The 6,105-nt window shown below is 67.1% G+C and carries 9 protein-coding genes; 6 read left to right on the top strand and 3 right to left on the bottom strand.

Annotation, left to right across the window (positions count from 1 at the left end):
• Window positions 1-148: 148 nt before the first annotated feature.
• From ACM9HJ_RS19690 to ACM9HJ_RS19670, 5 genes are all read left to right on the top strand, one after another.
• The gene (locus ACM9HJ_RS19690) at window positions 149-565 is read left to right on the top strand and encodes a helix-turn-helix transcriptional regulator (protein WP_416573461.1); all 417 of its coding nucleotides are present in this window, start codon (window positions 149-151) and stop codon (window positions 563-565) included.
• On the top strand, window positions 460-702 hold the full coding sequence (locus ACM9HJ_RS19685; protein WP_416573460.1) for a ribbon-helix-helix domain-containing protein: 243 nt from the start codon (window positions 460-462) through the stop codon (window positions 700-702). Before ACM9HJ_RS19690 ends, ACM9HJ_RS19685 begins: the two co-directional genes overlap by 106 nt.
• 190 nt (window positions 703-892) lie before the next feature.
• Window positions 893-1,660 carry a molybdate ABC transporter substrate-binding protein gene (gene modA, locus ACM9HJ_RS19680; protein WP_416573459.1) on the top strand — a complete coding sequence of 256 codons (768 nt, stop codon included), beginning with the start codon at window positions 893-895 and terminating at the stop codon, window positions 1,658-1,660.
• On the top strand, window positions 1,660-2,358 hold the full coding sequence (gene modB / locus ACM9HJ_RS19675; RefSeq protein ID WP_416573458.1) for a molybdate ABC transporter permease subunit: 699 nt from the start codon (window positions 1,660-1,662) through the stop codon (window positions 2,356-2,358). Before modA ends, modB begins: the two co-directional genes overlap by 1 nt.
• A complete protein-coding gene (locus ACM9HJ_RS19670) occupies window positions 2,351-2,995 on the top strand; it encodes an ATP-binding cassette domain-containing protein (RefSeq protein ID WP_416573457.1) in 645 nt (214 codons plus the stop codon). The genes modB and ACM9HJ_RS19670 overlap by 8 nt, the downstream gene beginning before the upstream one ends.
• Here the strand turns inward: ACM9HJ_RS19670 and deoC are convergent.
• Both deoC and cdd read right to left on the bottom strand, forming a co-directional pair.
• Entirely contained in the window at window positions 2,989-3,753 is a 765-nt protein-coding gene (gene deoC, locus ACM9HJ_RS19665; protein WP_416573456.1) for a deoxyribose-phosphate aldolase, read from the bottom strand. The two genes, ACM9HJ_RS19670 and deoC, sit on opposite strands and share 7 nt — an antisense overlap.
• A 27-nt stretch (window positions 3,754-3,780) precedes the next feature.
• The gene (cdd, locus tag ACM9HJ_RS19660; protein ID WP_416573455.1) at window positions 3,781-4,194 is read right to left on the bottom strand and encodes a cytidine deaminase; all 414 of its coding nucleotides are present in this window, start codon (window positions 4,192-4,194) and stop codon (window positions 3,781-3,783) included.
• A gap of 172 nt (window positions 4,195-4,366) precedes the next feature.
• Between cdd and ACM9HJ_RS19655 the strand changes: the two genes are divergently transcribed.
• Window positions 4,367-5,527: an iron-containing alcohol dehydrogenase gene (locus tag ACM9HJ_RS19655; RefSeq protein ID WP_416573454.1), complete on the top strand. Its 1,161-nt coding sequence runs from the start codon at window positions 4,367-4,369 to the stop codon at window positions 5,525-5,527.
• A gap of 1 nt (window position 5,528) precedes the next feature.
• On the opposite strand, the gene ACM9HJ_RS19650 is transcribed toward ACM9HJ_RS19655, so the two are convergent.
• Window positions 5,529-6,095: a L,D-transpeptidase family protein gene (locus ACM9HJ_RS19650; protein ID WP_416573453.1), complete on the bottom strand. Its 567-nt coding sequence runs from the start codon at window positions 6,093-6,095 to the stop codon at window positions 5,529-5,531.
• Between the last annotated feature and the right edge of the window lie 10 nt (window positions 6,096-6,105).

Below are 6,105 nucleotides of genomic sequence, written 5' to 3'. Positions count from 1 at the left end.
GGCTGATTCGCCCCCAACAGCGTCAAAATCGACCATCCTGCGTTCGCTGAATACATAGGGATGAAAAACAGAAGCACGGTCATTCAACCCTGACGCCTCATGCTTCAAGCATGGACGAGGGTGCCGGACACATGTGCATTCAATTGCCATGAGACGTGTTTCCACCCGCCAGATCAAAGCAGCCCGCATCCTGCTCAACCTCTCGCAGGAGGATTTGGCCGATCGTGCCAAGGTGAGCCGCAGCAGCGTTTACCGGTTCGAGCATGGCAACGGCATCACCCTTGAAATCCATTTCAGGATCGTGGCGGCGCTGGAGGATGCAGGGGTCGAGTTCATCACGCCGGAGAGCGGCAAGGGCGAGGGATTGCGGCTGGCGGGAAAAGCTGTCCCGGACCTTTCTGGCATGGACGCGCACCCACCGCCCCGCAGCCGTCGACCAACAATCCCCTGCGGCTCGCTTTGGCCACCCTCACCCCCGCCGGTCTACGGGTCGAATGCCGACACATCCTCATTGGCAACGAACTCAATGCCATCGAGCTGCATGCAGCCAGTTGGCTGGCGTTAGATGATATCGCGGCGCGGGAGGGGATAAGCGTCGACGCGCTTGTCCGCACGGTTCGGACGCGGGAGCCAAGGATGGCGCTGCCGACGGCCCTGGAACTGTTCTGCATCCGTTATTGGCGGGAAAGACTGGACGAATGACTTGGCATCGTTCCGATAGTGCCGTAGGTCGCGGGTGAGCGATAGCGAACCCCGACAAACAACGGTGCGGCGTGAGCATGTCGGGGTTCGGCCTTGCCTCACCCCGACCTACGCATATCGTAACCGCGTTGTATTTTACCAAACATAACGCTAGGCTGCGGCCACCTTTCCCATAATCCCAGGGTGCATCATGGCCCTTTCCCGGATTTCCGCGTTCCTGGTCGCGCTGTCACTGCTGGTGGCCCCGGCGGCCGGCGCGCGCGACGCCACAATCTATGCCGCCGCCAGCCTGAAGACGGCGATGGACGAGGTCATCTCCGTCTACAAGGCGCAGTCCGGCGCCAATGCCACCGCCGCCTATGCCGCCAGCTCGGCCCTGGCAAAGCAGATCGAGGCCGGCGCTCCGGCCGATATCTTCATCTCCGCCGACCAGGACTGGATGGATTACCTGGCCAAGGCCGGGCTGGTGCAGGCCGACAGCCGCACCACCTTCCTGGGCAACCAACTGGTGCTGGTCATGGAACGCAGCCAGGCCAAGCGCCTGACCATCGATGGCAACCTGGATATCGTTCGCCTGCTGGATGGCAAGCGGCTGGCCGTGGGTGACGTGAACGCCGTGCCCGCCGGCAAATATGCCAAGGCCGCGCTGACCAAGCTGGGCCTGTGGGACAAGGTGTCGGACAAGCTGGCCCCGGCGGAGAATGTCCGGGCCGCCCTGGTCCTGGTGGCCCGTGGCGAGGCGGCGGCCGGCATCGTCTATGCCACCGACGCGCGGGTTGAACCGGGTGTGGCCATTGTCGGCGTCTTCCCCGCCGACAGCCACGCCCCGATCGAGTATCCTATCGCCCTGCTGAAGGGGGCGGACGTTGCCACGGCCCAGCCCCTGCTGGATTTCATCCTGTCGGAGGAAGGCCAACGGCACTTCACCAACCAGGGCTTCACGGTGCTGAAGAAATAATGGGTGCATTCACGCCGGAGGAGATGACGGCCATCTGGCTGTCGGTGAAGGTGGCCTGCTGGGCCACCGCCGTCAGCCTGGTGCCGGGCATATTCGTGGCGTGGCTGCTGGCCCGCCGGTCCTTCCCCGGCCGCATCCTGCTGGATGGGCTGGTGCATCTGCCGCTGGTCCTGCCGCCGGTGGTCACAGGCTACATCCTGCTGCTGCTGTTCGGGCGCAATGGGCCAGTGGGCGGGCTGCTGACGGAAATCGGCATCACCCTGGCCTTCAACTGGACGGGCGCGGTGCTGGCCTGTTCGGTCATGGCCTTCCCCCTGCTGGTCCGCGCCATCCGCCTGTCGATGGAGGCGGTGGATACAAGGCTGGAGGATGCGGCGGCCGGATTGGGTGCCCCGCCCTGGGCCGTGTTCCTGACCGTCACCCTGCCCTTGTCGCTGCCCGGCATATTGTCGGGCGCCATCCTGTGCTTTGCCAAGGCGCTGGGGGAATTCGGGGCCACCATCACTTTTGTCGCCGCCATCCCCGGCGTCACCCAGACCCTGCCCGCCGCCATCTATGGCCTGACCCAGGTGCCGGGCGGCGATGCGGCGGCCCTGCGCCTGACCCTGGTGGCGGCCGCCATCGCCATCATCGCCCTGACGGCCAGCGAGTTGCTGGCGCGCCGCGTGCGCCGGCGGGTGGAGGGGCGCGATGCTTGAACTGTCGCTGAGCCACCGTATCGGGGATTTCACCCTGACGGCCGATCTTGCCATCGGCCCTGGCGTCACCGCCGTCACCGGCCCGTCGGGTGCGGGCAAAACGACGCTGCTGTCCTTGATTGCCGGCCTGTCGCGCCCCACGGCCGGGCGTATCGCGCTGGACGGGCAGGTGCTGGTGGATACCGCCACGCGGCAATGGCTGGCCCCGCATCGCCGCCATGTCGGCCAGGTATTCCAGGATGCCCGCCTGTTCCCGCACCTCTCCGTGCGGCACAATCTGCTTTACGGAAGGTTCTTCGGCGGGCGGGGCCGGCTGGGGCCAGCACTGGAGACGGTGATCGACCTGCTGGACATCGCGCCGTTGCTGCACCGCCGCCCCCGCGACCTGTCGGGCGGGGAACGGCAGCGGGTGGCCATCGGTCGCGCGCTCTTGTCCAACCCCTCGCTGCTGCTGCTGGATGAGCCGCTGTCGGCGCTGGACCCGGCGCGCAAGGCGGAATTGCTGCCCTATCTGCGCCGCCTGCGCGACGGCACCGGCCTGCCCATGCTGTATGTGACGCACCAGCGGGACGAGGTGGCGGAACTGGCGACGGGCTGGGTGCGGGTAGAGGGCGGACAGGTGACGGCGGGTCAGTAACCCGTTGTCACCTTCGCCGCCGGCCCATGGCCCAGCACGCCCAGCAGTGCGTCCAGCAGGCCCGACGCGCCGAAGCGGAAGGTGGCGGGTGAGACCCAGCCCGCCCCGCAGACCTGATCCGCCAGCGCCAGATACTGTGCCGCCGTCTCCACATCGCGGATGCCGCCCGATGCCTTGAAGCCCACGGGCCGCCCGGCCTCGCGGCAGGCGGTCAGCATGATGCGCGCGGCCCCCAGGGTGGCGCCGGCCGGCACCTTGCCGGTAGAGGTCTTCAGGAAATCCGCCCCCGACGCCACGGCCACGGCGGCTGCCCGTTCCACCAGCGCCGGCTTGGCCAGCGCCCCGCTTTCCAGGATGACCTTCATCGTGGTGGTCCCGCACGCCTCCCGGCAGGCCGCCAGATGATCGGCGGCACGCTGGTCCCCGCCCTGGCCATGCATGATGGCGGCATAGGGCATGACCACGTCGATCTCATCCGCGCCATCGGCCAGGGCGCGGGCGATCTGGTCCGCCACCTTTTCCGCCGGCAGCGACCCGCCGGGGAAATTCACCACCGTCGCCACCTTCACCCCGTTGCCCGTGAGAGCTTGTTTCGCTTGCGGAATGAAAGGCGTCCAGAGGCAGACGGCCGCGACATTACCGGCCGGCGTCACCGCCTTAGCGCACAGAGCGGCCGTGGTGGCGGCGTCATCGGCGTCGTTCAGGCTGGTCAGATCCAGCAGCGGCAGGGTGCGTTCGGCGATCGCTACAAGGTTCATTTCGGTATCGGAATAATCACTCACGGCTCAGAAACCCAGATTGTCGGGGCCGAAGCTGAAGGGCAGCAATTCCTCCAGCGTGAAGGTGCGGCGATATTCGCCGGCATCATAGATATGGATCGGCGTGTCGGGTCCGGCAAATTCCCGGATGCGCTGGCGGCAGCCGCCACAGGGCGTGCACATCACGCCGGAACCCGCATCACCACCCACAACCACGATCTCCGTGATGCGCCGGTCGCCCGATGCCACCATCAGGCCGATCGCCGTGGCCTCCGCGCACTGACCCTGGGGATAGGCGGCGTTCTCCACGTTGCAGCCGGCATGGATGCGCCCGCTTTCCGACCGGATTGCCGCCCCCACCTTGAAGCCCGAATAGGGCGAATGCGAATGGGCGCGGGTGGCGCGTGCTGCGGCGAACAGGTCGGGTGCGGGACTGGTCATGGGAACCTGGTGGTTGGATGATGCTGTTGACCAACATAGGCGCTGAAGCGCCGCCATTCCACAGATGAACAAACCTCATCACCCCATGCGTCCTTTTCGGCGAAGGGCGCTTGGCAAGCGGGCCCGCCGGGCCGAACATGCCGGGCAAAGACAAACAGCGGAGGACGCCACCATGATCGCCACCATCCTGGTCCCACCCATCATGGAAATCGGCGGCGGGGCCGCCGGGCGCCTGGGGGCCGTGCTGGCGCGGCTGGGCGTGCGCCGGCCGTTGCTGGTCACCGATCCCTTCATGCGCGACAGCGGCAATGCCGAAAAGCTGCTGGCACCACTGCGCACAGCCGGGTTCGATCCCGGCATCTTCGCCGATACCGTGCCCGATCCGACGACCGACGTGATCAACGCCGGTGCCGCCCTGCTGGCCCGGGGTGGCTATGACGGCATGGTGGCGCTGGGCGGCGGATCACCCATCGATACGGCCAAGGCCATGGCGGTGCTGGCCGCCAATGGCGGACGGATGCGCGATTACAAGGTGCCCAACCCGATCCCCAAGCCGGGCATGCCGGTCATCGCCATCCCTACCACGGCCGGCACGGGGTCGGAGGTGACGCGCTTCACGGTGATCACCGATACCGAGACGGACGAGAAGATGCTGATCGCCGGGCCGGGTCTGGTACCCGCCGCCGCCATCATCGATTATGAGCTGACCCTGTCCTGCCCGCCGCGCCTGACCGCCGATACCGGCATCGATGCCCTGACCCACGCCATCGAGGCCTATGTCAGCGTCAAGGCCAGCCCCTTCACCGATGCCATGGCCATCGCCGCCATGGGCCGCATCGCACCCTGGATCCGCACCGCCTGCGCCGATCCGGGCGACCACGTGGCGCGGGAGAACATGATGCTGGGGGCGACGCTGGCCGGCATGGCCTTTTCCAACGCCTCGGTGGCGCTGGTGCATGGGATGAGCCGGCCCATCGGCGCCTTCTTCCATGTGCCGCATGGCCTGTCCAACGCCATGCTGCTGCCGGCCATCACGCAATGGTCGCTGCCGGGCGCGGTGGCGCGCTATGCCGACTGCGCCCGCGCCATCGGGGCGGCGGAGATCGGCCAGGATGATGAACGTGCGGCGCAAGAACTGGTGGGGGCCCTGCGTCGCCTGAACGCGGATTTGCAGGTGCCGACGCCCAGGGAATACGGCATCGATCCGGCGCGGTGGGAGGGGCTGCTTATCACCATGGCCGAACAGGCTTTGGCCTCCGGCAGTCCCGGCAACAATCCGCGCGTGCCCAATGTGGCGGAGATGGTGGCGCTTTACCGGGAAAGCTGGGAATAGATCACCAGAAACAATCCGGCCGCCGTTCCACCGGATCACACGCCGCCATGGCCTGCGGTGACGGGGCGATCACCATGCGGTCGCCGGGCTTCGCGTCGGCCAGCACCGCCAGCATGTCGGGCAATTGCACCGCCACGCACCCGGCGGTGGGGCCATAATCCGCCCCGGTCAGGTGGAAGAACACGGCACTGCCCAGCCCCGGCACGGGCGGGTCGTCATTATGGCCCAGGATGACGATGATGTTATAGACGATGCTGTCCAGCCACAGATCCTCATGGCTGGCGGCGAAGGGCAGCTTCACCGGGCGGTTATAGTCGGGATGGGCCGGATCGTCGCACCAGCCATCATCCCGGGCGATCACCGACACGGGCAAGCCCGTGCGCGGGGCGTCGATCCTGTCGGCACGGTACAGCACGCGGCGCAGGGTGAAGGACCCCACCGGCGTGCCGCCATCCCCTTCCCGCTTGTCCAGCCGGATACCGGTCCGCCCCACGGCACAGGGCACCGACCGGCCGTTCCAGCTCAGGACATGCGACCCGTCGGCGGCCTTGGCGACATGGATATCCATGGGCGGTATC

Origin of the sequence: Niveispirillum sp. KHB5.9 (assembly GCF_048066115.1) — a bacterium.
Taxonomy (GTDB): domain Bacteria; phylum Pseudomonadota; class Alphaproteobacteria; order Azospirillales; family Azospirillaceae; genus Niveispirillum.
The sequence above is the reverse complement of the archived record's forward strand: the minus strand, read 5'-3'. Positions and strand labels throughout refer to the sequence as shown.

Bases quoted from the DNA above. Each gene is read 5' to 3' on its own strand.
- deoC (WP_416573456.1), bottom strand. From the start codon at position 3,753: ATGAACCTTGTAGCGATCGCCGAACGCACCCTGCCGCTGCTGGATCTG.
- cdd (WP_416573455.1), bottom strand. From the start codon at position 4,194: ATGACCAGTCCCGCACCCGACCTGTTCGCCGCAGCACGCGCCACCCGC.
- ACM9HJ_RS19655 (WP_416573454.1), top strand. From the start codon at position 4,367: ATGATCGCCACCATCCTGGTCCCACCCATCATGGAAATCGGCGGCGGG.
- modA (WP_416573459.1), top strand. From the start codon at position 893: ATGGCCCTTTCCCGGATTTCCGCGTTCCTGGTCGCGCTGTCACTGCTG.
- modB (WP_416573458.1), top strand. From the start codon at position 1,660: ATGGGTGCATTCACGCCGGAGGAGATGACGGCCATCTGGCTGTCGGTG.
- ACM9HJ_RS19650 (WP_416573453.1), bottom strand. From the start codon at position 6,095: ATGGATATCCATGTCGCCAAGGCCGCCGACGGGTCGCATGTCCTGAGC.
- ACM9HJ_RS19690 (WP_416573461.1), top strand. From the start codon at position 149: ATGAGACGTGTTTCCACCCGCCAGATCAAAGCAGCCCGCATCCTGCTC.
- ACM9HJ_RS19670 (WP_416573457.1), top strand. From the start codon at position 2,351: ATGCTTGAACTGTCGCTGAGCCACCGTATCGGGGATTTCACCCTGACG.